Here is a 24974-nt window from a genome sequence, read left to right on the forward strand (position 1 = left end):
CTATTCCCCGGGCTTTCGATGTCGGGGAATGGGCGGGATCTCCATGGAGCCTACTACCAAGGAACTAGGTCGTAGGCGCGAAAGTGGCATTCTGATCGCTGTGGCGTGTTCCTAGACTGGGAAGAAGTAGCTGGCAATGCATTCACAACAAGTAGCCAGCGCACGGGGATTCAAAACAGAGGTATAACAACATGTCAGTTTCATTTTCTTTAAAGGCCCTGGTGGCCGCCGGTTTGATGGCGACGGCTGGTGTTGCCATGTCCCACGGAGACGTTACCCCTCAGGAAGTAGATACCGGGAGCCTGCCCGACCTGGGTAAGGAAGCCCTGATGGAGAATCCGTTCCGTGAAGGCAACGAACACGGAGACAAGCACGATGAGGCCGTCAAGATTGGCAAGAGCGGTTACGCCGGCAACTGTGCCGTGTGCCACGGTATCGAAGCCATGTCCGGCGGCATGACGCCGGATTTGCGGGAACTGGAAGAGTGGGATGACGAGTACTTCATTGGTCGTGTGATGAACGGCACCGGCCGTGGTATGCCTTCCTTCAAGGACAATCTTGATCAGACCGCTATCTGGGCGATCAAGACTTATATTGAGTCAGTGCCCGCGCCTGTGGAATGAGCACCTACCACATTTCGGAAATGGCCTGTCAGGAGGTTAGCCTATGATATCGGCGTATCGAGTTCTGATGCTTGTGCTGTTGTTAGCAGTTGTTGGTCAGCTCCAGGCGCAACAGTCCCGCTCGCTGATTCCGGACAGGACCCTGGATATCATTCAGGACTCCGGTTATCTGAATGTAGGTATGTACAAGGATTTTCCGCCGTATTCCTACGAGGTTGATGGTGAAGTGCGGGGTGTTGATGCCGATCTTGGTCGTGTAATAGCCAAGGAGCTGGGGGTGGAGTTTCGCCCCTACTGGATCATTCCCGATGAAACACTGGGGGATGATCTGCGCAACCATATATGGAAGGGGCATTACCTGGCGAAAACCCGCATCGCCGACGTCATGATGCGGGTGCCCTACGACAGCACCTTCAAATACATGCGCGACTCCACCGGTGAAATGATCAACGAACAGGTGGTTATGTTCGGCCCCTACCAGCAGGAACGCTGGCAGATTGCCTTTGACGAGGACCGCTTGGATGGCGTGGAGACGGTTGCCGTCTTCCAGTACCACCCGATTGGCGTGGAAATCGACACGTTGCCCGACACCTACCTGACATCGGCATTCGGTGGGCGGTTACGGAGCCAGGTCCAGCACTACCGGAATGTCGGTGAGGCATTCGAAGCCATGGGCCAGGGCGAGGTAGCGGCTGTTATGGGCATGAGAGCGGAGATAGAGCATCAGCTTGAAGCCCATGGCGGCAACGGATTCACCAAGGCGGGCAACGGTTTCCCCGGAATGACCAAGCAGGTCTGGGATGTGGGCATGGCCGTGCGTCATACCCACCGCGCCCTCAGCTATGCCATCGAAGCGATTGCGGATCGCATGGTTCGCTCCGGAGAAATGGCGGAACTGTATGCAAGGCACGGGCTGTCCTACAGCCGCCCCGGATATTACGACAATATACTCGGCCCCGAAGAACCTGCGGAATAACCGGTAACTGACGATAGAGCCCGCCCTGTGCGGGCTTTTTTGTCGGGGTCTTACTACCAAGTGATGAGAAAACCTGTCCGGGCGATTAATTGTTGCGATAGCAGGCAGGGCCAAGAATGTCCGTTAGAGGCGGGAAGAGTTCCCGGTTCGCTAAAGATACTGAAAACAAGAGACTTTGGAGAGCGCAACCATGAGATCGAATCCGTTCGGTAAACAGTTTGCCGCCAGTGCCCTGGCACTGGCCGTATCCTTTGGTGCCCACGCGGTCACCGACGAAGACATTCTGAATGATCACAACACCGTTGATGACATCGTCAGCTACGGTATGGGTGTACAGGGCCAGCGCTTCAGCCCGATGAAGAACCTCAACACAGATAACGTCAAGCACCTGCAACCGGCCTGGGCTTTTTCCTTCGGCGGTGAGAAACAGCGTGGGCAGGAGTCCCAGCCGTTGGTCAAGGATGGCGTCATGTATGTGACCGCTTCCTATTCCCGTATCTACGCCATTGACGCCAGAACCGGTGAGGAAATCTGGCAGTACGATGCCCGGCTGCCGGACGGCATTATGCCCTGCTGTGATGTGGTGAACCGGGGTGCGGCCCTGTACGACGACAAGGTGATCTTCGGCACCCTCGACGCCAAGCTGGTCGCCCTGAACAAAGACACCGGCAAGGTGGTGTGGATCAAGAAAGTGGCGGATTACCAGGCCGGCTACTCCATGACAGCCGCTCCGCTGATCGTGAAGGGCAAACTGATTACCGGCGTCTCCGGCGGTGAGTTCGGCATTGTCGGTAAAGTGGAAGCCCGCGACCCGAACACCGGCGATCTGCTGTGGACCCGCCCGACCGTAGAAGGCCACATGGGCTACGTCTACAAGGACGGCAAGAAGATCGAAAACGGTATCTCCGGTGGCAAGGCTGGCAAGACCTGGCCTGGCGATATGTGGAAAACTGGCGGTGCAGCGACCTGGCTGGGCGGCACCTACGACCCGGATACCGATTCCCTGTTTTTCGGCACCGGTAACCCGGCTCCGTGGAACTCTCACCTGCGTCCTGGCGACAACCTGTTCTCGTCCTCCCGTTTGGCGATTGATCCGGATGACGGCAGCATCAAGTGGCACTTCCAGACCACGCCCAACGACGGCTGGGACTATGACGGTGTCAACGAACTGATTTCCTTCGATTACAAGGAAAACGGCAAAACCGTCAAAGCGGCTGCTACTGCGGATCGTAACGGCTTCTTCTATGTCCTGAACCGTGAAAACGGTGACTTTATTCGCGGCTTCCCGTTTGTGGACAAGATTACCTGGGCCGAAGGCCTGAATGAAGACGGCAGCCCGATCTACAACACCAAGAACGGTCGTCCGGGTAACCCCGCCGATGCCAATGGTGAAAAAGGTGAAACGGTTGTTGCCTTCCCGGCTTTCCTGGGTGGCAAGAACTGGATGCCCATGGCCTACAGCCAGGACACCGGCCTGTTCTACATTCCTTCCAATGAATGGTCCATGGATATCTGGAACGAGCCGGTTTCATACAAGAAGGGCGCCGCGTATCTGGGGGCAGGCTTTACCATCAAGCCCGCAAACGATGAGTTTATCGGCGTTCTGCGCGCGGTTGATCCGAAAACCGGTGAGGAAGTCTGGCGTTACAACAACCCGGCTCCGCTCTGGGGTGGCGTGATGACCACCGCAGGCAACCTGGTATTCACCGGCACGCCGGAAGGTTACCTGAAAGCGTTTGATGCCAAGACCGGCGAAGAGCTCTACAAGTTCAATACCGGTACCGGTGTGGTTGGTACTCCGGTGACCTGGGAAATGGACGGTGAGCAGTACGTCTCCATCTCCACTGGCTGGGGTGGTGCGGTGCCGCTCTGGGGCGGCGAAGTGGCCAGGGTGGTCAAGGACTTCAACCAGGGTGGAACCGTCTGGACGTTCAAGCTGCCGAAGGATCGGGTTGCCAGCAACTGATCCGTTGAGGGAATCCCGTCCAGACGTACGTGGGCGGGTTTTGAGAAAGCCAGCTTGCTACAGGCAGCTGGCTTTTTTGTGTTGGCGATTTAATCAAATGATTATATGATGGCTTTAATCAAATGATTAAGTCTCGTCAGGGGCTAAGGGGGAGGCATGGAATGCAAGCACGGTACCGTCGCCTGGCTGCTGGTAGCAGCCGTTACTGTGGTCGGATGCTCATCGTCTGCGGAGCCCGATGAAGGCAGTGGCTCGCCCCGCCTGGTGGACGCGGCCAGAGTCCTGCCTGCGTCACAGACCTCCCACGCTACCCTGTCCGGCCGCATCCAGGCCGCTGAACGTACCATCCTGAGTTTTGAGGTGGCTGGCCGGGTGGAACAACTGGCTCTCGAGGCCGGTGACCGTTTCGAGGCGGGCGATGTCCTGGCGGCGTTGGATAACAGCCGGCACCAGTTGCTCCACGAACGCAGTGTTGCCGCAGAAGAGGAAGCCCGGACCGCGCTGCGGGACGCTGACCTGACCTTGCAACGGCAGAAGGCGTTGCGCCAGAAGGGGCATGCCAGCCAGGCCAGTCTGGACAGCGCGGATGCTGCGGTGGCCAGGGCCCGGGCCCGGCTTGAATCTGCCGTAGCCTCCCGCCGGCTGGCCCGGCGTGATCTGGACCAGACGGCTCTCAGGGCGCCGTTCAGTGGCACCGTCGCGCGGCGACTGGTTGAACAGGAACAGCGTATTGATGCCAGTCAGGGGGTGGTGGAGGTGGTGTCGTCCCGCCGCGGATTTGAAGTACTGACTCATGTGCCGGAGGGACTGGTGGAGCAACTCCGGCCCGGACATTCCCAGGTCGTGAGCGTGCCGGCCCTTGACGTTCAACCGCTGGCAGCGGAGATCCGGCACATTGGTAGCCACAGTCAATCCGCCTCTCTGTATCCGGTTCTCCTTCGTATTACCGATCCACCGGAGGGCTTACGTTCGGGGATGACAGCCGAGGTGACGCTGACTCTGGCGGAGCCGGAATTGCCCGGGGTGTCTGCTCGGGGGGTACGGGTTCCGCTGACCGCGTTGGTCCACCACCGGAAGGGGGAGCCTCACGTGCTGCGACTGGACGATAACAATCGCCTGGTGCGGGTGGGAGTAAGGGTTGTCTCGGTTGGCAATGCCATGGCCACGGTGACCGGCGAGTTGCACCCCGGGGAATCGATCGTGGCGCGGGGCGTGGAATTTGTGGCAGCGGGAGAGACCGTTGCGGTTCTGGGCCAGGGCCCGGACCGGTTCCATTGAGGTGGCTATGAACCTGTCGCAACTGGCTTATCGTTTCCGTCCCGTGGTCCTGCTGACGGTGGTGATTGCGATGTTGTATGGCGCGCTCAGCTATGTCTCGCTGCCGGCACGGGAAGACCCCGAAATTATCGTACGCGAAGCAGTGGTCAGCACCGAGCACCCCGGCTTGCCTGCCGAACAGGTGGAAGAACTGATCACCAAACCGCTGGAAGTGGGTATCCGCCAGGTGCCGGAAGTAGAGCACATCCGCTCCACCTCCATGCGGGGACGATCGTTGATCCATGTCGAAATCCAGGATCGTTACTTCGATCTGGACCAGATCTGGGATGGGGTACGTCAGGAAGTGGCGCGGGCCCGTTCCGGGTTGCCGGAGGGTACCGCTGACCCGGTGGTGAACGACGATTTCGGAGACGTGGCCGTGGTGACTGTGGCGCTGACCGCCGATGAATTCAGTCAGGCCGAGCAGTTGCAGGTCGCCGAGCATGTCCGTACCGAGCTCTATGGCATCAAGGGTACCCGCAAAGTGGAGCTGCACGGTGTCCAGCCGCAGCGTATCCATATCGATATCAGCGAATCCCGGATGACCAGCCTGGGTTTGACCCCGGCGCAGCTGGCCGGGCAACTGGCGTCCCGTAACGTGTTGTCCCCCGCCGGAGTGATGGAGGCCGGTGACCAGCGACTGGCCTTGCAGGTATCCGGCGAGTACCCGGACATCGACGCCCTGCGGGCATCGGAAATCCGCCTGCCGAATGGTGGCACTCTCCGCTTGGGAGACCTGGGCCGGATTGAGCATGGTTACGTGGAACCACCCCGGCGGACCGCCTACCACAACGGCAAACGGGCAATCGTCTTCGCCATTTCCATGCTGGATGGTCACAGCGTACTGGAATACGGCGCCCGGGTGCGTGAACGGCTGGAGCAGATCCAGGCCAGCCTGCCTGCGGGTTACGGTCTGGAGATCATGACCTTTCAGGCCGAGCAGGTGGCCAACGCGGTCTACGGTGTCAGCATCAGTGTATTACAGACCCTGGTCATCGTCATGGCGGTGGTGGTGCTGTTTCTCGGCCGGCGGACCGGACTGATCGTCGGTTTCACCGTGCCCGCTGTCATGCTGGTTACCCTGGCGGTGATGGGGATGGCCGGCATGACACTGCAGCGCATGAGTCTGGCGACCCTGGTGATTTCCCTGGGATTGCTGGTGGACAACGCCATCGTGGTGGCGGAGGACTTCAAGGTGCGGCTGGGCCGTGGCAATACCCGCGATGAAGCCCTGAAACGGACCTGCGCCGAGCTGGCGTTGCCGTTGTTGTCCTCCACCCTGACCACCATTCTGGTGTTCCTGCCACTGATGCTGGCGGAACATGTGTCGGGGGAGTATACCCGCTCCATTTCCCTGGTGATCGCCATCGCACTGATGACCTCCTGGCTGCTGTCACTGACGCTGGTGCCGGTGTTGTGTTACCGGTTCCTGACAGCACCGGTCCAGGGCGACACGACCGCTGCAGGCAATGGCCTGAGCGGCGAGCTGTCAGACCGCCTGTTCCGGGCCATGTCCGGGGGGTATGAAACACTGCTACGGGGCTGGTTGCGCCACCGACGGCTGTTCCTGATGGTGGTGGTCTTGTTGCTGGTGCTGGGGATTGGCCTGATGCAGCTAGTACCAAAGAAGTTCTTCCCGGACTCTGATCGTCAGCAGGTGTTGGTCTATCTGGATTTGCCGTCGGACACCGCGGCGTCCGCCGCCGACCGGCAGGTCCGGGCCGTTAGCCGGGCGATTCTGGAGGATGAGGGGCTAAAACAATGGGTGACCGGGGTGTCCGCCTATGCCGGCTACGGCGGTCCGCGTTTCGTATTGTCACTGACCCCGATTGATCCGGCGCCGAATAAGGGCTTCCTGGTGCTGAAAGTATCGCAAAGGGAGCGGATGGCAGAGGTGATGGAAACCACTCGCCGCCTGCTGGCCCGGGAGTTTCCGCAGGTGAGTCCGCAGGTTGCCCGTATGTTCCTGGGACCGTCGGATTCCAATCTTCTGGAAATCCAGGTCAAGGGGCCGGACCGGGAAGTACTGTATGCCGCCGCGGGGGAGGTGGCGGAAAGGCTTGAGTCTCTGCCCGGCACCCGGGATGTGCGGCAAAGTTGGGAGGCTCGCATACCCGCGCTGGCCATTGAGGTGAACCAGGCCCAGGCCCACCAAGCCGGCATTACCTCGGCAGACATCGCCCGTTCCCTGCGGGGCGCCATCGATGGCCACACCCTGAGCCACCTACGGCAGGACGATAAGCGGATTCCTGTAGTGCTGCGCTATCAGGAAGAGGTGCGTACCAGCGTGGAACGCTTGCATTCGTTGGTGGTCTACCCAAGCGAATCCGCCGGTCCCGGGGTGGCCCTGAGCCAGGTGGCAAAGGTGACACTGGAGGATGGTTACTTCCGTATCGATCGTCACAATATGGTGCGTGCCATTACCATCGAGAGCCGGAACGATGCCCTGACCGCCGAGGACATGGTGCCTGAGATTGCCCCTGCGCTGGCGGAACTGGAGGCCGGCCTTCCGCCAGGGCACTGGATTGAGTTCAATGGCGTAGTGACGCAATCCGCCGAGGGGCAGGCGGCCATGCAGGCCAACCTGCCGTTGTGTCTGGGGCTGATCGTCATTCTGCTGGTGGCCCAGTTCAACTCCTACAAACGCCCGTTGCTGATTGTAGTGACTATTCCCCTGATCGTGCTGGGGGTATCGGTGGGGCTGCTGGTGATGCGGGCTGACTTTGGTTTTATGGTATTGCTGGGGATCTACAGCCTGGCGGGGATCATTATCAACAACGCCATTGTCCTGATCGAACGGATCGACCGGGAACGTGGCCATCCCGGCATGGCTCTGGAGGAGGCGGTCATCCAGGCCTCGGTACGGCGCTTGCGGCCCATCGTCATGTCCGCCACCACTACGATCCTTGGTTTCCTGCCGTTGATCGTGGGGCGGGACCCGCTGTTCTACGCTATGGCCAGCGCCATGGCTTTCGGGCTGGCCCTGGGCACCCTGATGAGCCTGGGTGTCGTACCCGTGCTGTACACCTACTTTTTTGCGCGGGAGTCAGGGAAGATGATCGCCCAAACCGATCACCAACCGTAACGTGCTACCCAGGAGAAGTGCAGTGCCAGACCCACGGGACAACTTTGAGGACGAAACCGCCGGCAAGCTGATCCTGGCGGGCATGGACCTGTTCGGCCAATACGGCTTCAAGGGCACCACGACCCGCATGATCGCTGAAGCCGCCGGCTCCAACATTGGTTCCATTGCCTATTATTTTGGTAACAAGACCGGCCTTTATCTTGCTATTGCCCGCCATATTGCGAGCCGCATGCGGGAGGTGTTCGGCATCGGAGACGGCCATGACGATCCATCGACGGAACGCCTGGACCGCCAACAGGCGCTGGCGATGCTGGAGACCGTGGTGCAGCGTATGGTGCGCCAGTTTGCCGAACAACCGGAGGCCCGCCGCTGGCTGATGCTGGTGATGCGGGAGCAGGCCAACCCCACCGAAGCCTTCGACGTGCTCTACAACGAAGCCTTTGAACGGGTCCATCTTCGGCTGACGCGGCTGATTGCCGTGGTGATGGAACGTTCTCCCGAAGAACCGGGGGTCATCATTGAAACCCACACCCTGGTGGGCCAGATCGTGTTCTTCCTGGTGGGACGTTATCCCCTGTTGCGTCGCCTGGGTCTGGAAGGAGAGTTTCCTCCACACATTGTCGAGACCGCCGAGCAGGTCGTGATATCCCATCTCAGGGCCCTGGCGCTTCGCTAGTGTTCCATCAGATACGGTCGACGGTGCGCGCGGCCATTTACTACCAAGGGATGAGTTTTTCCCCTCCATCGAATCATTCACCTCACCGGTTTGTAGGTCTACATTGAATGGGTAAACGCGAAAGGCCGCGTTGCCAAGCGACAAACACAACAAGAGGTCGACACCATGATCTACGCACAACCAGGAAAGGAAGGCTCCGTCGTCTCCTTCAAATCCCGTTACGAGAACTTTATCGGCGGCGAGTGGGTCGCCCCGGTGAAAGGTCAGTATTTCGAGAACATCACGCCGGTGACCGGCGATGTTATCTGTGAAATTCCGCGCTCCACCGCGGAAGACGTTGAGCTGGCGCTGGATGCCGCCCACAAGGCCGCGCCGGCCTGGGGCAAGACATCAGCCCAGGAACGCTCCAACATCCTGCTGAAGATTGCGGACCGGATTGAGGCCAACCTGGAAAGGCTCGCGGTTGCCGAGACCTGGGACAACGGTAAAGCCGTTCGTGAAACCCTGAATGCCGATGTTCCCCTGGCGGCGGATCATTTCCGTTACTTCGCCGGCTGCATCCGCGCCCAGGAAGGCCATATGGGCGAGATCGACCAGAACACCGTGGCGTACCATTTCCACGAGCCGCTGGGTGTTGTGGGCCAGATCATTCCCTGGAACTTCCCGCTGCTGATGGCGGCCTGGAAGCTGGGCCCCTGCCTGGCCGCCGGTAACTGCACCGTGCTCAAGCCAGCCGAACAGACACCGGCCAGTATCCTGGTGCTGATGGAAATCATCGGTGACCTGCTGCCGCCGGGCGTGCTGAACATCGTCAACGGCTACGGCATTGAAGCCGGTCAGGCCCTGGCCTCCAGCAAGCGCATCGCCAAGATTGCCTTTACCGGCTCCACTCCGGTGGGCTCGCACATCCTCAAATGTGCAGCCGAAAACATCATTCCTTCCACCGTCGAGCTGGGCGGTAAGTCGCCGAACATCTACTTCTCCGACGTAATGCAGGCCGAGCCCGAGTTTGTCGACAAGTGTATCGAGGGTCTGGTGCTGGCGTTCTTCAACCAGGGCGAAGTCTGTACTTGTCCGTCCCGCGCTCTGGTGCAGGAAGATATGTACGACGAGTTCATAGCCAAGGTCGTTGAACGCACCAAGGCCATCAAGCGTGGCAACCCGCTGGATACCGACGTGCAGGTTGGCGCCCAGGCGAGCAAGGAACAGTTCGACAAGATCATGTCCTACCTCTCGATCGGTAAGGAAGAGGGCGCCGAAGTGCTGACCGGCGGTGATCGTGAAGATCTCGGCGTCGAGTTCAACAACGGTTTTTATATTCAGCCGACCCTGTTCAAGGGCGATAACAAGATGCGGGTGTTCCAGGAAGAAATCTTCGGGCCGGTGGTGGGTGTGACCACCTTCAAGACCGAGGAAGAAGCCCTGGCCATTGCCAACGACACCGAGTTCGGTCTGGGTGCCGGCGTCTGGACCCGCGACACCAACCGGGCCTACCGCATGGGCCGCGCCATCCAGGCCGGTCGGGTATGGATGAACTGCTACCACGCCTATCCGGCACACGCCGCCTTCGGCGGGTACAAGAAGTCCGGTGTGGGTCGTGAAACCCACAAGATGGCGCTGGATCATTACCAGCAAACCAAGAACATGCTGGTGAGCTACGATACCAACCCACTTGGCTTCTTCTGATCGGAAAGCGACGGGCGGGCCCTTCCACACGGGCCCGCGCATGGGCCAGCACAACGGATGTGCGTTTTCATGCCCCGACGACTGCTCGGGGGGCTCTCGGAAGAGAGTCGGGTTTTTCTTTGTCACTCTCTTAGGCTCCTACAGGGGCCTTTTTTTGTGGGGTATTCCGCCCTGAAATACGTTGTCATCAGGCGTTGATTAACTGGATTTGCCAACGATAGGCGGATTCGTTAACTTAGCCCCACTTCACCGGCTTGGAAGCCCGCTTGCGATTAATATAAGGAAATAACCCCATGAGCTACCGTCTCACGGATGTGACGGAACTCCCTCGTTCGCCCGACGCCTTGCTGACGATTGTCCACCCTCTGAGTGCGGTGGATATTGTTAGTCGTATACTCAGCCCTTACACCACTGCCAGTGACCCTATTGAAAACCTTGATTCGCGCCAGCGAAAAGATGATCTGCTGGACCAGTTGGCTGTGGGCGAACGGTTGCTGTTGGATGCCAGCGGTGCCAGCCCTGGTATCTTCCGTTCCCGCCGCGCTGAGGCGGATTTCCTGGTCTCTAACCTGTCGCCCCGGTTGACCCGGGCCCTGAACGACCATCTGGACGGCAAGAATGTCGGGGGCGGCGCACCGGCACCGCTGAAGAGCGACAGCCTGGCTCCCGCCATTGAGCCGGGCTACCAGCCGCCAGCACCTGTGCCCAAAGCCAGTCCGAAGCGGGGAGCCAGAGTGCTGGACCTACTCTACCAATGGCCTGATGGCACGGGCGTGGCGGGGGCTCCCTACAGCGTAGAGGGACTCGACAGTTACCAGTCCGGCAACCTGGACAACGAGGGAAAGGCACGGGTGACTGGTTTGAGTGACCCTGTGGTGAATGTCCGGTTCGGAAAACCGGCGCCTGCTGGCGAACTCGACATCCTGCGGCGTCAGCTCCAGGCTGGCCTCGACGCCATCCTCACCCGCGAGCGCAGGGAGGCGGAACGTCTTGATGCGTCCACTGACAGCTTGCCATTAAACATCAAGGCAGGTGTTCATTTCGCCCACGGTTTCCTGGGTTTGTGGGACAGCGCCGTGGGTTTGATTGCGAATAGCCTTGCCATTGCCAACCTTACCCACGTGGGTTATTACAATCGCGCTCTCCAATCCGCCTGGGCCGCTACCCGGGACAGTTCCGACCAGGCCTGGCTGGACGCGTTCAAACAGAATTTCGACGAAACCAACAAGCAGGCGCTGGTGGAGGCACTGGGATTTGATCCGGACGCCATCACGAAGGAACAGCTTGTCGAAGCCTACGAGGCTACCAACCTGATATTGGCCGACTCCGAATCCCGTGGCATGTTAGGCCAGTTCGCTGTCGACTTCGCCCAGGCCCAGGACAGTACGGAAATCAGCTATTTTGCAGGAGGGCTGGTGTTTGAAACCGTCCTGGCGATCATGCTGGCGAGTGCCGGCGGCGCAGGGGTGGCTTCGGCGGCACCGCGCTACCTGCGCAAACTGGCCCCACTTGGTGAGTCCCTGCGCAATCTGGCAGCACGGCTCAAGATCTCCTACCAGACCCGCTACCACTACAACGTGGATACCGGCGGGCTGTGTGAAAGCACCTGTCGAACAAAACCCGAGGGTGCGGACCTCAAACCCCGAGACCTCAGCTCCCGCCGCCTGAACATCAGCAGTGTCGAAGAGGCTTTGGCCGCCCTGGCGGCATCCCGTAGAAGGATCATCGCCCGGGGTGGTTTTACCCCCAAGTACACCCAGGAAGAGTTGGCGTATTTGGCCACTCAGGGACTGGACAAGGATCGCTTCATCGTTCGGCTGGTGGAGGAACGCCATGTGGATGGTCACAATCAGCCCGAAGGTGCCATGGCCGGCACCCTGGGGCGAGCCAGTCCCGCCGGTGAAGTACGCTTCTGGTCCACCACCCTGGACCAGATTGAGCCCTCCGACACCTGTCCCAGACTCATTGCGCAGCAGCTGGGCGTGGAGTACAACCCGGAGGCTACCTACAAGCTGGCGATAATTGACAAGGATAAGGCCGTTGAGATGGCGGATGCCGAAACCATCATCCCGACCTTCAAGAATCTAACTGACTTCATGAACACGAAGCTGCCGAATAAGCCGAGTAATCCCGAAATGGTGCGTGAGGTGATGACCCCTGAGTACCAGGCGAGGTACGAAAAACTGGTTGAGGGGATGGGGGATGCGGAGTGGGACGATCCTGATCTAAGGAGGGATTATCTTGCTGATATCGGACTTAATACCCAAGAGATCCAGAAATTTGAAACTAGACTCAAGATTCAAATGAATACCGGAGCTAACGAGCATTTCCAGGGTAACGGCCTCACGAAGCATACCGCCTTGTCAAAGGACGGCAAAGTCGTCTACGGCGCCTTGGAAACCTACACGGTGGAGAAGAGCCCGCAAACGTTCTATACCATGACAAACGGTGGTAATGGCGGGCCGAAAGCCTATGTTGAACTCGTTGATCTTACCCCGCTTGAATTTGGAGAATGACATGAACTATTCCAAACTGCCCCCTTGGCCTTTCATTGATCCTGACTCGCCACCGCCTGGTTACCTGAAGGTGGGAGAAAGCATTGACAGAGCAAGAAGTGGCACCTCCCCAAAAGTCTGGAATTTTTATGTCCATGACGATCACCTGATTGTAAACAAAAAAGTTCAACTGCCCGACAGGAAAGGAAGGGCTGGACGAAGTGCCATCCGGCAGTACGAATATCCCATTGCAGGAGTTCGCTGGTTCGTGGATACCGTAGAACGCTTCTTCCTGCCGCCAGACCATCCCAATGCCGTGCCGAGGGGGGAAATCACCATAGAGGGACCGATTGGCGAAGAGGTCCTTGGGGTGACTCGGGGAGCCTGGTTCGGGGGTGATCATATTCCTGGGTATTCCTTTGACAACCTCAATCGCATTGAACACTCCACTACTCCTCCAGATGGCCCTTTTTGCCAAATGTTCGAAATGGGCGACCCCTGGCTGTTCGAGGATGGTTTGTTTGAGCTGTTCAAGGAAATCGCCCAGCGACACGAGAATGGTGAGTTCTGACGAGGCTCCCAACTTTATAACTAACCTAAGCAAGGAAGCTAACCATGACCAAATTGTTGACCGACAGCCTGCTGATCGCCAATCCGGCCCTCTCAGAGATTCCCAAGTTTGAGGCGATTGCCGGTAAAGCCGTTTATCTTGTTGAACATACAGAAGCCGGTGCAGTGGGTGTGGCCCTTAATCAGAACTACAGCAAATCTATTGAGGCCCTGGCCGTAGACCTGCCTGCGCTGGGCCTGCTTTCTCCGGAGGAACTCATTACCGAAAAGGTTATGGCGGGTGGTCCAGTGATGGATGACAGGCCCTGGTTGCTGGGCCGCAATACCAGGCGCTACAAAGGCACGTTCAACAATGGCAGCTTGTCTCTGCACCTTGACCGCCAAGCGTTTCAGGACAGTGTGGCTGCGCATATCCCGGTTTGTGGCATCGGTACGTTCGGCTGGGGAGCTGGCCAACTGGAGCAGGAACTGGCCAGTTCACTATGGCACCACTATCCAGCAACTCGCGATGTTCTGGAGGCGATTCCATTTGGTGAGGATGTAGTCGGTGCGGCGGATCTGGTGATCCTGATGAAATACACGGACCTAAAGCCATCCGGGAAATTTTCACGATTTCTGAACTGGGCGAATGGATAAGAATGTAGGCCTCGCTACCTGCGCAACCTGAATGATATGAACTATCCCAAACTCCCTCCCTGGCCCTTCATTGATCCCGAATCGCCGCCTGACGGCTATTTAAAGGTTGGCGAAAGCACGGACCGGGCTCGTATAAGTACTGCATTAATTCCGGTTTGGCATTTTTTTGTTGCTAACGAATATCTTGTTGTTGTCAAGAAGATATGGCTTGAAGGCCGAAACGGTGGGTCTGGCAGGCATGCCACTACTCAGTATGAATATCCCATTGCCGGAGCCCGCTGGTTCGTGGATACCGTGGAGCGTTTTTTCCTGCCGCCGGATCATCCCGACGCGGTGCCACGAGGCAAGCTCAACATGCGTGGCGAAGTAAATGGTGAAACCCTTGGTGTCACCCGGGGCGCCTGGTTCGGGGGAGAGCATATTCCTGGTTATTCCTTTGACAACCTCAATCGCATTGAGCATTCGACCCTCCTGCCTGAAGGTGCCTTTTGCCAAATGTTCGAAATGGGCGACCCCTGGCTGTTCGAGGATGGTTTGTTTGAGCTGTTCAAGGAAATCGCCCAGCGACACGAGAATGGTGAGTTCTGACGAGGCTCCCAACTTTATAACCAACCCGAGCAAGGAAGCTAACCATGACCAAATTGTTGACCGACAGCCTGCTGATCGCCAATCCGGCCCTCTCAGAGATTCCCAAGTTTGAGGCGATTGCCGGTAAAGCCGTTTATCTTGTTGAGCATTCCAAAGCCGGCGCGGTGGGTGTGGCCCTTAATCAGAATTACAGCAAGTCTCTTGAGGCCCTGGCCGTAAACCTGCCTGCGCGTGCCAGTCGTCAGGATTGAAGGCCTCGGTATCGTCTAGCTAGTGGTTTTTCCGCATGTGATCGAATCGTGGTCCGAAAGAAGGAGTTTTGTCGTCCACAAAACCTGAAAACCAGTGCCAAAGTACCATGTTTGTCTTGTGTCTCCGCCGCTAGGATGAGAAATGAGTTATCGGCAATGCCGCTGATTCACCCTGAATGCGCTAACAATCATGACAATAGAGGTAAGCATTATGTGGACCAAACCAGCCTACGAAGATCTGCGCATCGGTTTCGAAGTCACCATGTACTTCGCCAACCGCTGAAAGCCGAAATGGCCAGCGTCCTGACGCTGGCCGTTTTGGTTCGGGAGTTCTTCTCATGTACATCCATGTACTCGGTTCTGCGGCCGGCGGTGGTTTTCCCCAGTGGAACTGCAACTGCGCCAATTGCGACGGGTTCCGCAAGGGCACCCTGAAAGCCAGCGCCCGCACCCAATCGTCCATTGCGGTGAGTGAGGATGGCGAGCACTGGATTCTGTTTAACGCCTCCCCCGATATTCGCGCCCAGCTGGCGTCTTTCCCCGCCATGCAACCGTGTCGGGCGGTGCGGGACACTGGCATCAGCGCCGTGTTGCTGATCGACAGCCAGGTGGATCACACCACCGGCTTGCTGACCCTGCGGGAAGGTTTGCCGCTGGATGTCTGGTGCACGGCCCAGGTCCATGAAGACCTCAGTACCGGCTTCCCGCTGTTTCGCATGCTGGAACACTGGAACGGCGGACTGAACTGGCGGGAAATACCGGCCACTGAGAGTGAACCCTTTACCATTCTCTGCGCACCGTCCCTGAGACTTACCGCGATTCCGCTGTTAAGCAACGCGCCGCCGTATTCATCGCGCCGGGACAATCCCCATCCGGGCGATAACATCGGGGTGTTCCTGGAAGATACCCGCACCGGGCAGACAGTGCTTTATGCCCCCGGGCTGGGTGAGCCGGACGAGCGGATTCTGAACTGGATGCGCAAGGCCGATGTGCTGATGGTCGATGGCACCGTCTGGCATGACGATGAAATGATTCGTCAGGAAGTTGGTACCAAAACCGGTCAGGACATGGGGCACTTGGCCCAGAGTGGTCCCGGCGGCATGATGGAAGTGCTCGATACCATGACGGCAAAGCGCAAGATCCTGATTCACATCAACAACACCAACCCGATCCTGAACGAGAACTCGCCAGAGCGTGCGGAACTGACGCGCCATGGTATTGAGGTGTCCTGGGACGGAATGCACATTGATCTGTCGGGGCAGCCATGAACGCCAAAGCCAACACCGCCATGAACCGCACGGACTTTGAACAGGCGCTGCGGGACAAAGGGCAGTATTACCACATCCACCACCCTTATCATAAAGCCATGTACGGTGGGCAATGCACACCGGAGCAGATTCGGGGCTGGGTGGCGAACCGGTATTACTACCAGATCAACATCCCCCAGAAAGACGCCGCAATCATGGCCAACTGCCCGGACGCCAGCGTGCGCCGGATGTGGTTGCAGCGAATACTGGATCATGATGGTCATGACGGCGATGAAGGCGGCATTGAGGCCTGGCTGTGCCTGGCAGAAGCGGTCGGATTAAGCCGGGAGGAAGTCATCGACCAGCGTCACGTGCTTCCCGGGGTGCGCTTTGCCGTGGATGCCTACCTGAATTTTGCCCGCCGGGCGACCTGGCAGGAAGCGGCGTGCTCCTCCCTGACCGAGCTGTTCGCCCCGGAGATCCACCAGTCCCGGCTGGACAGCTGGCCGCAACACTACCCCTGGATCGAAGATGGCGGTTACCACTATTTCCGTAAACGGCTCTCGGAGGCACGGCGGGATGTGGAGCACGGCCTGACGATCACCCTGGACAGTTTCACTACGGCTGCCTCACAGGCCCGTGCCCTGGAAATCCTCCAATTCAAGCTGGATATTTTATGGTCTATGTTGGATGCCCTGACTATGGCTTACCTGCACCGGACGCCACCGTATCACACCGTAACCGATCAACCGGTCTGGCACCGGGGGCTTTCGTGAAGGACAGTATGGCAAGGGTGCCCCGCCTGCGTCCCGGCTTCCGCTTCCAGTGGGAGCCGGCCCAGGGATGTCATGTGTTGTTGTACCCCGAAGGCATGGTGCGCCTGAATGACAGTGCCGGCGCGGTGCTGGCGGAAGTTGACGGCCAGCACACAGTGGCCGATATCGTCACCGTACTGGAGCAGCGGTTTCCGGATGCGGGTGCGCTGGCCAGCGACGTCAGCGAGTTCCTGGCAGACGCTGAACACCAGCACTGGATTGTTTTCTCATGAAGGATTTCGGTACCATGCCCGCAGGCCAGCGCCCTGGTGTTGGTCCGCCGCTGTGGTTGCTGGCGGAACTGACCTACCGGTGCCCGCTGCAGTGTCCCTACTGCTCCAACCCGCTGGACTTTGCCAACACCGAGCAGGAGCTGACCACGGACGAGTGGGTGAACGTGCTGCGCCAGGGCCGTGCCATGGGGGCCGCGCAACTGGGGTTTTCCGGTGGCGAGCCCCTGGTGCGCCAGGATCTGCCGGAACTGATTGCCGAGGCGCGACACCTCGGGTACTACAGCAATCTGATCACCTCCGGACTGGGCCTGAGCGAGGCCAAGGTGAACGCCTTCCGGGATGCGGGACTGGATCACATCCAGGTCAGTTTCCAGGCGTCTGATCCCGAGCTCAATAATGCTGTGGCAGGCTCCCGCAAGGCCTTTGACCAGAAGCTGGCCATGGCCCGCGCGGTGAAGGAAGCGGGTTATCCGATGGTGCTCAACTTCGTGATCCACCGCCACAATATCCACCAGATGAACGACATCATGGCGTTGTGCGAGCGTCTGGGGGCCGATTACGTCGAACTGGCCACCTGCCAGTATTACGGTTGGGCGTTCAAGAACCGGGAGGGACTGATGCCCTCCCGTGCGCAACTGGAAAAGGCGGAAGGGGAGGTCCAGGCTTATCGACGGCAGCTGGCGGACAGTGGCTCGGCGATGAAGCTGATTTTCGTCACCCCCGACTACTACGAGGAGCGCCCCAAGGCCTGCATGAACGGCTGGGGCAGTCTGTTTCTGACCGTGGCACCGGACGGCACGGCCTTGCCCTGTCACAGCGCAAAACTGCTGCCCATTGATTTCCCGAATGTGCGGGAGATGGAGCTCAACGCCATCTGGTATGACAGCCCCGGTTTCAATCATTACCGGGGCGACAGCTGGATGCCGGAGCCCTGTCGTTCCTGCGATGAAAAGGGCAAGGATTTCGGCGGCTGTCGATGTCAGGCGTACCTGCTGACCGGCAATGCCGACAACGCCGATCCGGTGTGCAGTAAATCCTCGCACCATGACCGGATCCTCGCGGCGAGGAGAGCCGCCGACCATGCCACGGCCGGCATTGAAGAGCTGACCTATCGCAATGCGGATAACTCAAGACTGTTCTTCAGGGGCTGACCAGCCTCTTGCCGCGTCAGCGGTGTCGGAACGGCACCGGCAACCGGCGCTATTAAGCGCCGAGCAAGCCTGCGCGACCTACACCCAGCGCGGAGAGCTCTCCGTATCGCGGGCGGGCGTGTTCTGGCTGCAGACAGATCCATCCCTTGGCGCGAATACTCTCTGGCGGTTAACGGAACGAGGCCCCGAGCGCTTTGGGCCGGAAAGGTTGAGTGTCCGCAGTCGGGTCAATGGTTACGGCGGCGGCGCCTTGGCAGCATCGGATACCGGTGTTTTCCTGGTCAGTGAACAACAGCAGGTACACTTTCTGGAGCTGGCGACCGGTGTCTGTCATCAACTGACGGATGAGCCGTGTGCCGCCTTTGGCGGGCTGGTGGCGGATCCGCGCCGCCACCGTGTGCTGGCCGTGCGGGAAGCGAGTGGCCGTCAGCAACTGGTAGCGGTGAGTCTGGAGCATGGCATTCAGGTACTCCATGCCGGGCAGGACTTCTACGGTGCTCCGGCCCTGTCAGCGGATGGACGCCATATCGCCTGGGTGAGCTGGCAGTTGCCCGACATGCCATGGCTCCGTACGACACTCTGGACGGCGATGGTGACGGAAACCGGGTGGCTGCGTGGTAGTGAAACCTGGCCAACTGTATCGGAGGCCTCTGTTCAGCAGCCAGTCTTTGTCGGCACTATCCTTTGGGTATTGTCCGATCATGGTGGCTGGTGGCAGCCATGGCGACTGGAACCGGATGGATTGAAGGGCGACTGGGTTACCGGTGATGGGCCGTCTCTGGATCACGCCAGCGCTCCCTGGCAACTGGGTGAGTCCCATCATGTTCCGCTTGCCGGTCATGGCTGGGCACGGGTTCATTACCGCAATGGCACCGGTGAACTCTGGCTTTATCGCTCCGGAACTCATGAAGGGCAGCCAGAAAGTCAGAGGGTGGCCTCAGAATTCAGTGATTTCCGTTGCCTGGGGGTGACCGGAAGGCAGCTGTATTGCATCGCACGCTCTTCCGCGAGGCTGGACGCGGTCCTGAGAGTTGATCCCGGCACCGGGCAGGTTCGGGTGATGGCGGGTGGCGAAAGCGCCTTGCACGGACAAAAGCCGGTGATGCCCCTGACATTTGAAGTGCCTGCGGTGGGAGACAGCAAGCCGGGCCTTCACGGTTTCTTTTACGAACCGACACCCTCCTCGGCGACCACCGCCCCGCCACTGATTCTGGTCGCCCATGGTGGGCCTACCTCGGCGGCCTATCCGGTGTTCAATCCCCAGGTGCAGTACTGGTGCCAGCGTGGGTTTGCCGTGGCCGAGGTCAACTATCGCGGCAGCAGTGGCTTTGGCAGGCCGTTTCGCCTGGCATTGGCGGGGCAGTGGGGTGAGGCGGACGTCGAAGACATGGAGCGTGCGGCAGACTATCTGTCTTCCTCGGGCCTCGTTGATGGCCGTCGCATCTTCATCCAGGGCCGGAGCTCGGGCGGATACACGGCCCTGATGGCGCTGGTTCGCAGCCGGCGGTTTGCCGCTGGCGCGAGTATGTTCGGGGTTACGGATCCATTGCGGCTTCGGGAAGCGACCCATCGTTTTGAGTCCGGATACCTGGACTGGCTTATCGGTGCTCCGCAGCAACACCCGGAACGCTGGCGTACCCGGACGCCGCTGTACCTCGCGGACCGTATCCGGGCACCGGTGATCTTCTTTCAGGGTGGTCGGGATCAGGTGGTGGTCCCCCAGCAGACCCGGGCGATGATTGCCGCGATGCAGGCGGTTGGCCTGTCGCCGGAGTTGCACTGGTTCGAGGAGGAAGGGCACGGGTTCCGGCACCAGACCAGCCAGGTGAGCATGCTGGTATGGCTGTTCAGTTTTTATCGTCGGCAAAGCGTGAAGATCAATGAACAGGGTGGGAACTTGAGGTAAACTTTCGATGATTCCTATAATAAAAAACCGTCGAGTACATCTCTATGAGCCACGACATTTCCGCCCTTCGCAAGTTTGTTTCGCCGGAAATCGTATTTGGCGCCGGCGCCCGCAAATCCGTCGCTAATTTCGCCAGCAATTTCGGGGCAAGACATGTACTGCTGGTCTCCGACCCGGGGGTGGCGGCAGCTGGCTGGGTTAACGAGATTGTCACGCTGCTGACGGAAGCCGGTATCCGGACCACGATCTTTACCGGAGTTTCCCCCAATCCCAAGGTGGATGAGGTGATGGCGGGGGCCGAACTGTACAAGTCCAGTGAGTGCGATGTCATCGTTGCCATTGGCGGCGGCAGCCCCATGGACTGCGCCAAGGGAATTGGTATTGTGGCCACTCATGGCCGCAGCATTCTGGAATTCGAGGGGGTGGATACCATCACCAATCCTTCGCCGCCGCTGATACTGATACCAACCACCGCGGGTACATCGGCGGATGTCTCGCAGTTTGCGATCATTTCCGATCCCGATCGGCGCTTCAAGTTTTCCATTATCAGCAAGGCCGTGGTCCCGGATGTGTCCCTGATTGACCCGGAAGTCACGGAAACCATGGACGCCTACCTGACGGCCTGTACCGGGGTGGATGCCATGGTTCACGCCATTGAGGCATATGTATCCACCGGCAGTGGGCCGTTAACCGATAACCACGCTCTGGAAGCGATCCGGCTGATCAACCGCAACCTTGAGCCACTGGTAGAGAACACCGCGAACCCCTACCTGCGTGAACAGATCATGCTGGCGTCGATGCAGGCGGGGCTGGCGTTTTCCAATGCCATTCTCGGGGCGGTCCATGCCATGTCTCACAGCCTTGGCGGGTATCTGGACCTGCCACACGGCTTGTGTAATGCGTTGTTGCTTGAGCACGTTGTCGCCTACAACTTTGCCTCGGCGGAAGACCGTTTCCGCCGGGTTGCCGAGGCGATGGACATTGATACCCGTGGCATGGGCAAAGCCGAGATCAGGAAACGACTGATGAACCGTATCATTGAGCTCAAACGAAGGGTGGGGCTGGAAGCCCGGCTCGCCCAGCTCGGGGTGACCGTCTCTGATATTCCCTACCTGTCGGGCTTTGCCCTGCAGGATCCCTGCATACTTACCAACCCTCGTAAATCGTCGCTGAGGGATGTCCAGGTCGTCTATGAAGAAGCCCTCTGAGAAACAGGATGGCAGCTACGGCGTTGGCGACCTGCTGGGACTGGGTAGCCAGTCTGTCCGCAAGAATTATTACCCCGCGTTGCAGGAACGGATTGAAGAGCTGGAAAAAGAGCGTAACCGTTACAAGTGGCTGTTCGAAAACGCGCTCCATGGCATCTTCCAGGCCAATCTCCGTGGCGGTTTCCTGGCCTGTAATCCGGCGATGGCGCGTATCTGCGGTTACGCCAGCGCCGAGGATCTGACGCAACGGGTCATCCGGCTGCGGGAGCAGCTGTTCTGCAGTTCCAACGAGTTTGACAAGATCCGCCAGGAACTTCTGGACGAGGGAAACCTGCGTGTTCGGGAGACCTGTTTGCGGCGGGTGGACAACACGCCGGTCCATGTCGCGATCACCATCTTACGACGCCCGGATCTGGGGCCAGAAGTGGTGGAAGCCTTCGTGGCGGACATCACCGAGCGGGTTCAGGCCCGGCAAAAGCTTGAGCAACTGAATGCAGACCTGGAGCGGCGGGTGGAGGAGCGCACCGAAGCGCTACAGAATGCCAACGTCGGGTTGCGCTACCAGATCGAAGAACGGGAAAAAGTGGAGCGGGAACTGGTGGTTGCCATGGAAGCCGCACGGGAGGCCAACCGCAGCAAGGACAAATACCTGGCGGCGGCGAGTCACGACCTGCTGCAGCCGTTGAATGCCGCCAGACTGATGATCTCCGCCCTGCAGGACAGCCAGCTGCCGGAGCAGGAACAGCGCATGGTGCACCAGGTGCATCGCGCCCTGGAGGGCGCGGAGGATCTCCTGGCGGACCTGCTGGATATTTCAAAGCTGGACCAGCAGGCAATGAAGCCGGACCTGGCCTACACCGACGTCTCGGCCCTGGCGGTGGGGCTGGGGGAAGAATTTGAAGCGGTAGCTGCCAATGCCGGCCTTCGTTTCCGCGTGCGCACCACGCCGGTGATGGTGAAAACCGATCAGCGCATGCTGACCCGCATTATCCGCAACCTGCTGAGCAACGCGTTTCGTTACACCCGGGAGGGTGGCGTGCTGCTGGCGTTGCGAACCCGGGGCGATCGGCTCCACATTGAAGTCTGGGATACCGGTGTGGGCATCGAAGCGGGCAAGCTGCGGGAGATTTTTACCGAATTCCATCAACTGCTTCCCCAGGGCACGGGTGGCCGTCAGGGCGTTGGCCTGGGGCTGGCGATTGTGGAGCGCATGGTAAGGGTACTGGGTTACGACATTGACGTTGCGTCCCGACCGGGCCGGGGTTCAAGGTTTGTCCTGACCGTGCCAATGGAAGCGACGCAGAAGGCGCAGACGTCGCCTCTTCAAGGCACGCTTCCGCCTTTCTCGGAGGGCTTTGACGGGGCCCGCGTACTGGTGATTGATAATGAACCGGCCGTTCTGGAAAGCATGCAGCTGTTGCTGGAACGCTGGGGCTGCTCGGTGACCGTGGCCCGGAGCGAAGCGCAGGCCCTGGCGCTGCTGGACTCGGGAATAGATCCCCCATCGGTTGTGCTGGCCGATTATCATCTCGACAATCACAAGACCGGCTGTGAAGCTATTTATGGCGTGCGTCGCCAGCTGGATTGTGATCTTCCGGCGGCGATCATCACCGCAGATCGCAGCGATGACACCCGGCAGCTCATGCGGGCGCAATACCTGCCAATCCTCAACAAGCCGGTGAAGCCCAATCGCCTGCGGGCGCTGTTGACCAGTCTTCTCGGGTCAACCGGTTAACCAGTCTGCACGCGAGGGTCTACACTGATTCTGGGATTCCATGAATTTCAGGAGAGTGCACCATGGCCATAACCGATAATGCCCTGACTAACCACGAAGTCACCATCTGCCTGGCAGGCGGTGCTGTTCTTGGTCCTTTCAATGCAACCTGGTCCCGGGACAACGGGGGGGATGTCCGCGAACTCGTGAGGGAGTACGACGGATTTCTACAGGGCGAAAAACAACACCGGTTCAAATTTCACCTCCACGATACCTACACCAACACAGTCCAGACGTTAGTTGTTAATTTTGAGCAGGTTACGGGGATTTGCGACCATGTGAGGCTAAGATCCCATAATGAGGGCTGAGCATCCCCCTGATGCCGATGTCGCCCCCATGCGCAGGAACCCGCAGGATCCGGTTCCGAAACCACAGCATAAGGAGAGGGTGTCATGAGTGATTTCAGAACGGAGAAAGACAGTCTCGGGGAAGTGCGTGTTCCGGCGGATGCGCTCTGGGGAGCCCAGACCCAGAGGGCCGTGGACAATTTCCCGGTCAGTGGTCAGCCCATGCCTCCGGCTTTTATCGCTGCCGTCGCCAGGGTCAAGCAGGCTGCGGCGGAGGCCAACGCCAGCCTCGGGCTGCTGGATAACGACAAGCGTGATGCCATTGTCGAAGCATGCCTGAAGCTGGTGGACGGCGAGTACGCGGATCAGTTTCCGGTCGACCGTTATCAGACCGGGTCTGGCACCAGCACCAATATGAACGTCAACGAGGTTATTTCCGCATTGGCGGAGCGGGCCGGCGTCACCGTGAATCCCAACGATCACGTCAATATGAGCCAGAGCTCCAATGATGTGATTCCCACCTCGATTCACGTCAGTGCGGTCACCGCTGTCCAGGACCGCTTGTTGCCAGCATTGTCTCACTTGTGTGGCGTTATCTATGAGCGGGAGGCGCTGTTCTCGGAACAGGTGAAAACCGGGCGTACCCACCTGATGGACGCCATGCCGGTCACCGTTGGCCAGGAGATGCGTACCTGGCGCGAACAACTATTGGCGACAGAAAAGCGGGTAGAAGCTGCCGCGGATGACCTGATGGCACTACCGCAGGGCGGGACTGCTGTAGGCACCGGGGTCAATGCGCCCCATGAGTTCGCGGAACAGTTCGTCAAATTCCTGAGCTCTGACACCGGGTACCATTTCCGCTCCCTGGAACATAAATTTGTGGGGCAAAGTGCGGTGGATTCGCCCGTGGCGTTGTCGGCCCAGTTGCGGGGCGCGGCTCTCGTGTTGACCAAGATCGCCAACGACTTGCGGTGGATGAACAGTGGTCCGATCCATGGTCTGGCGGAGATTAGCCTGCCAGCCCTGCAGCCGGGCAGCAGCATCATGCCGGGCAAGGTCAATCCGGTGATCCCTGAATCCGTGGCCATGGTAGGCGCTCAGGTGATGGGATTGGATAACGCCAATGCTGTGGCCGGCCAGTCCGGCAACTTCCAGCTCAATGTGATGTTGCCGCTGGTGGGCGCCAATCTGCTGGATATGGTGGCGTTGCTCACCAATGCCGCAACGTTGCTGGCGGACAAGGCCATCAAGGGTATCACCGTCAATGTGGATAATCTGAATGCGGGGGTCGGGCGTAATCCGGTACTGGTCACTGCACTGAACCCGGAGATTGGCTACGAACTGGCTGCGGACATCGCCAAGGAGGCATACCGTACCGGCCGGCCAGTGATCGATGTGGCTGAAGAGCGAAGCGGGCTGGACCGGGCCCGGCTGGAGAAACTGATGGATCCGCTCAAACTGACCCGTGGCGGGGTTTCCTGAAC

General features: G+C 59.2%; 22 protein-coding genes. All 22 read left to right on the forward strand.

What is annotated here, in order from left to right; genetic code table 11:
• Positions 1-191: 191 nt before the first annotated feature.
• The 22 genes from pedF (at position 192) to ACQUWM_RS15075 (ending at position 24972) form a co-directional block, all read left to right on the forward strand.
• A complete protein-coding gene (gene pedF / locus ACQUWM_RS14970) occupies positions 192-623 on the forward strand; it encodes a cytochrome c-550 PedF (protein ID WP_428922680.1) in 432 nt (143 codons plus the stop codon).
• 43 nt (positions 624-666) lie between these two features.
• Positions 667-1599, forward strand: a complete 933-nt coding sequence (locus ACQUWM_RS14975; protein WP_428922681.1) for a substrate-binding periplasmic protein — start codon at positions 667-669, stop codon at positions 1597-1599.
• Between the two features lie 190 nt (positions 1600-1789).
• Complete coding sequence (locus ACQUWM_RS14980) at positions 1790-3565, forward strand: PQQ-dependent methanol/ethanol family dehydrogenase (protein ID WP_428922682.1); 1776 nt, start codon at positions 1790-1792, stop codon at positions 3563-3565.
• 156 nt (positions 3566-3721) lie between these two features.
• Positions 3722-4843, forward strand: coding sequence for an efflux RND transporter periplasmic adaptor subunit (locus ACQUWM_RS14985; protein ID WP_428922683.1), 1122 nt, complete (start codon positions 3722-3724; stop codon positions 4841-4843).
• Between the two features lie 7 nt (positions 4844-4850).
• Positions 4851-7967, forward strand: a complete 3117-nt coding sequence (locus ACQUWM_RS14990) for an efflux RND transporter permease subunit (protein ID WP_428922684.1) — start codon at positions 4851-4853, stop codon at positions 7965-7967.
• A gap of 22 nt (positions 7968-7989) precedes the next feature.
• The gene (locus ACQUWM_RS14995; RefSeq protein WP_428922685.1) at positions 7990-8643 is read left to right on the forward strand and encodes a CerR family C-terminal domain-containing protein; all 654 of its coding nucleotides are present in this window, start codon (positions 7990-7992) and stop codon (positions 8641-8643) included.
• A gap of 165 nt (positions 8644-8808) precedes the next feature.
• Positions 8809-10329, forward strand: coding sequence for an acetaldehyde dehydrogenase ExaC (exaC, locus tag ACQUWM_RS15000; RefSeq protein ID WP_407002703.1), 1521 nt, complete (start codon positions 8809-8811; stop codon positions 10327-10329).
• Between the two features lie 293 nt (positions 10330-10622).
• Positions 10623-12845, forward strand: coding sequence for a hypothetical protein (locus ACQUWM_RS15005; RefSeq protein WP_428922686.1), 2223 nt, complete (start codon positions 10623-10625; stop codon positions 12843-12845).
• Position 12846: 1 nt separating this feature from the next.
• On the forward strand, positions 12847-13395 hold the full coding sequence (locus ACQUWM_RS15010; RefSeq protein ID WP_428922687.1) for a hypothetical protein: 549 nt from the start codon (positions 12847-12849) through the stop codon (positions 13393-13395).
• Positions 13396-13439: 44 nt separating this feature from the next.
• Complete coding sequence (locus ACQUWM_RS15015; RefSeq protein ID WP_428922688.1) at positions 13440-14030, forward strand: YqgE/AlgH family protein; 591 nt, start codon at positions 13440-13442, stop codon at positions 14028-14030.
• A gap of 36 nt (positions 14031-14066) precedes the next feature.
• Positions 14067-14618: a hypothetical protein gene (locus ACQUWM_RS15020; RefSeq protein ID WP_428922689.1), complete on the forward strand. Its 552-nt coding sequence runs from the start codon at positions 14067-14069 to the stop codon at positions 14616-14618.
• 44 nt (positions 14619-14662) lie between these two features.
• Positions 14663-14869, forward strand: coding sequence for a hypothetical protein (locus ACQUWM_RS15025; protein ID WP_407002700.1), 207 nt, complete (start codon positions 14663-14665; stop codon positions 14867-14869).
• Positions 14870-15080: 211 nt separating this feature from the next.
• Positions 15081-15152 (forward strand): pyrroloquinoline quinone precursor peptide PqqA, encoded by a 72-nt coding sequence (gene pqqA, locus ACQUWM_RS15030; RefSeq protein WP_007153157.1) that lies wholly within the window; start codon positions 15081-15083, stop codon positions 15150-15152.
• Positions 15153-15207: 55 nt separating this feature from the next.
• Positions 15208-16137, forward strand: a complete 930-nt coding sequence (gene pqqB, locus ACQUWM_RS15035; protein ID WP_407002699.1) for a pyrroloquinoline quinone biosynthesis protein PqqB — start codon at positions 15208-15210, stop codon at positions 16135-16137.
• Entirely contained in the window at positions 16134-16892 is a 759-nt protein-coding gene (pqqC, locus tag ACQUWM_RS15040; RefSeq protein ID WP_428922690.1) for a pyrroloquinoline-quinone synthase PqqC, read from the forward strand. The genes pqqB and pqqC overlap by 4 nt, the downstream gene beginning before the upstream one ends.
• 8 nt (positions 16893-16900) lie before the next feature.
• Positions 16901-17164, forward strand: coding sequence for a pyrroloquinoline quinone biosynthesis peptide chaperone PqqD (pqqD, locus tag ACQUWM_RS15045; protein WP_407002874.1), 264 nt, complete (start codon positions 16901-16903; stop codon positions 17162-17164).
• Positions 17161-18315 (forward strand): pyrroloquinoline quinone biosynthesis protein PqqE, encoded by a 1155-nt coding sequence (pqqE, locus tag ACQUWM_RS15050; RefSeq protein ID WP_407002697.1) that lies wholly within the window; start codon positions 17161-17163, stop codon positions 18313-18315. Before pqqD ends, pqqE begins: the two co-directional genes overlap by 4 nt.
• Positions 18281-20221, forward strand: coding sequence for an alpha/beta hydrolase family protein (locus ACQUWM_RS15055; RefSeq protein ID WP_428922691.1), 1941 nt, complete (start codon positions 18281-18283; stop codon positions 20219-20221). Before pqqE ends, ACQUWM_RS15055 begins: the two co-directional genes overlap by 35 nt.
• A gap of 44 nt (positions 20222-20265) precedes the next feature.
• Entirely contained in the window at positions 20266-21429 is a 1164-nt protein-coding gene (ercA, locus tag ACQUWM_RS15060; protein WP_428922692.1) for an alcohol dehydrogenase-like regulatory protein ErcA, read from the forward strand.
• Positions 21413-23164 carry a PAS domain-containing hybrid sensor histidine kinase/response regulator gene (locus ACQUWM_RS15065; protein WP_428922693.1) on the forward strand — a complete coding sequence of 584 codons (1752 nt, stop codon included), beginning with the start codon at positions 21413-21415 and terminating at the stop codon, positions 23162-23164. Before ercA ends, ACQUWM_RS15065 begins: the two co-directional genes overlap by 17 nt.
• Positions 23165-23226: 62 nt before the next feature.
• Positions 23227-23511, forward strand: a complete 285-nt coding sequence (locus ACQUWM_RS15070) for a hypothetical protein (protein ID WP_407002693.1) — start codon at positions 23227-23229, stop codon at positions 23509-23511.
• Between the two features lie 84 nt (positions 23512-23595).
• Positions 23596-24972 carry a class II fumarate hydratase gene (locus ACQUWM_RS15075; protein WP_428922694.1) on the forward strand — a complete coding sequence of 459 codons (1377 nt, stop codon included), beginning with the start codon at positions 23596-23598 and terminating at the stop codon, positions 24970-24972.
• Positions 24973-24974 lie beyond the last annotated feature (2 nt).

Origin of the sequence: Marinobacter sp. DUT-3 (assembly GCF_050379435.1) — a bacterium.
In the GTDB taxonomy this organism is placed as follows: domain Bacteria; phylum Pseudomonadota; class Gammaproteobacteria; order Pseudomonadales; family Oleiphilaceae; genus Marinobacter.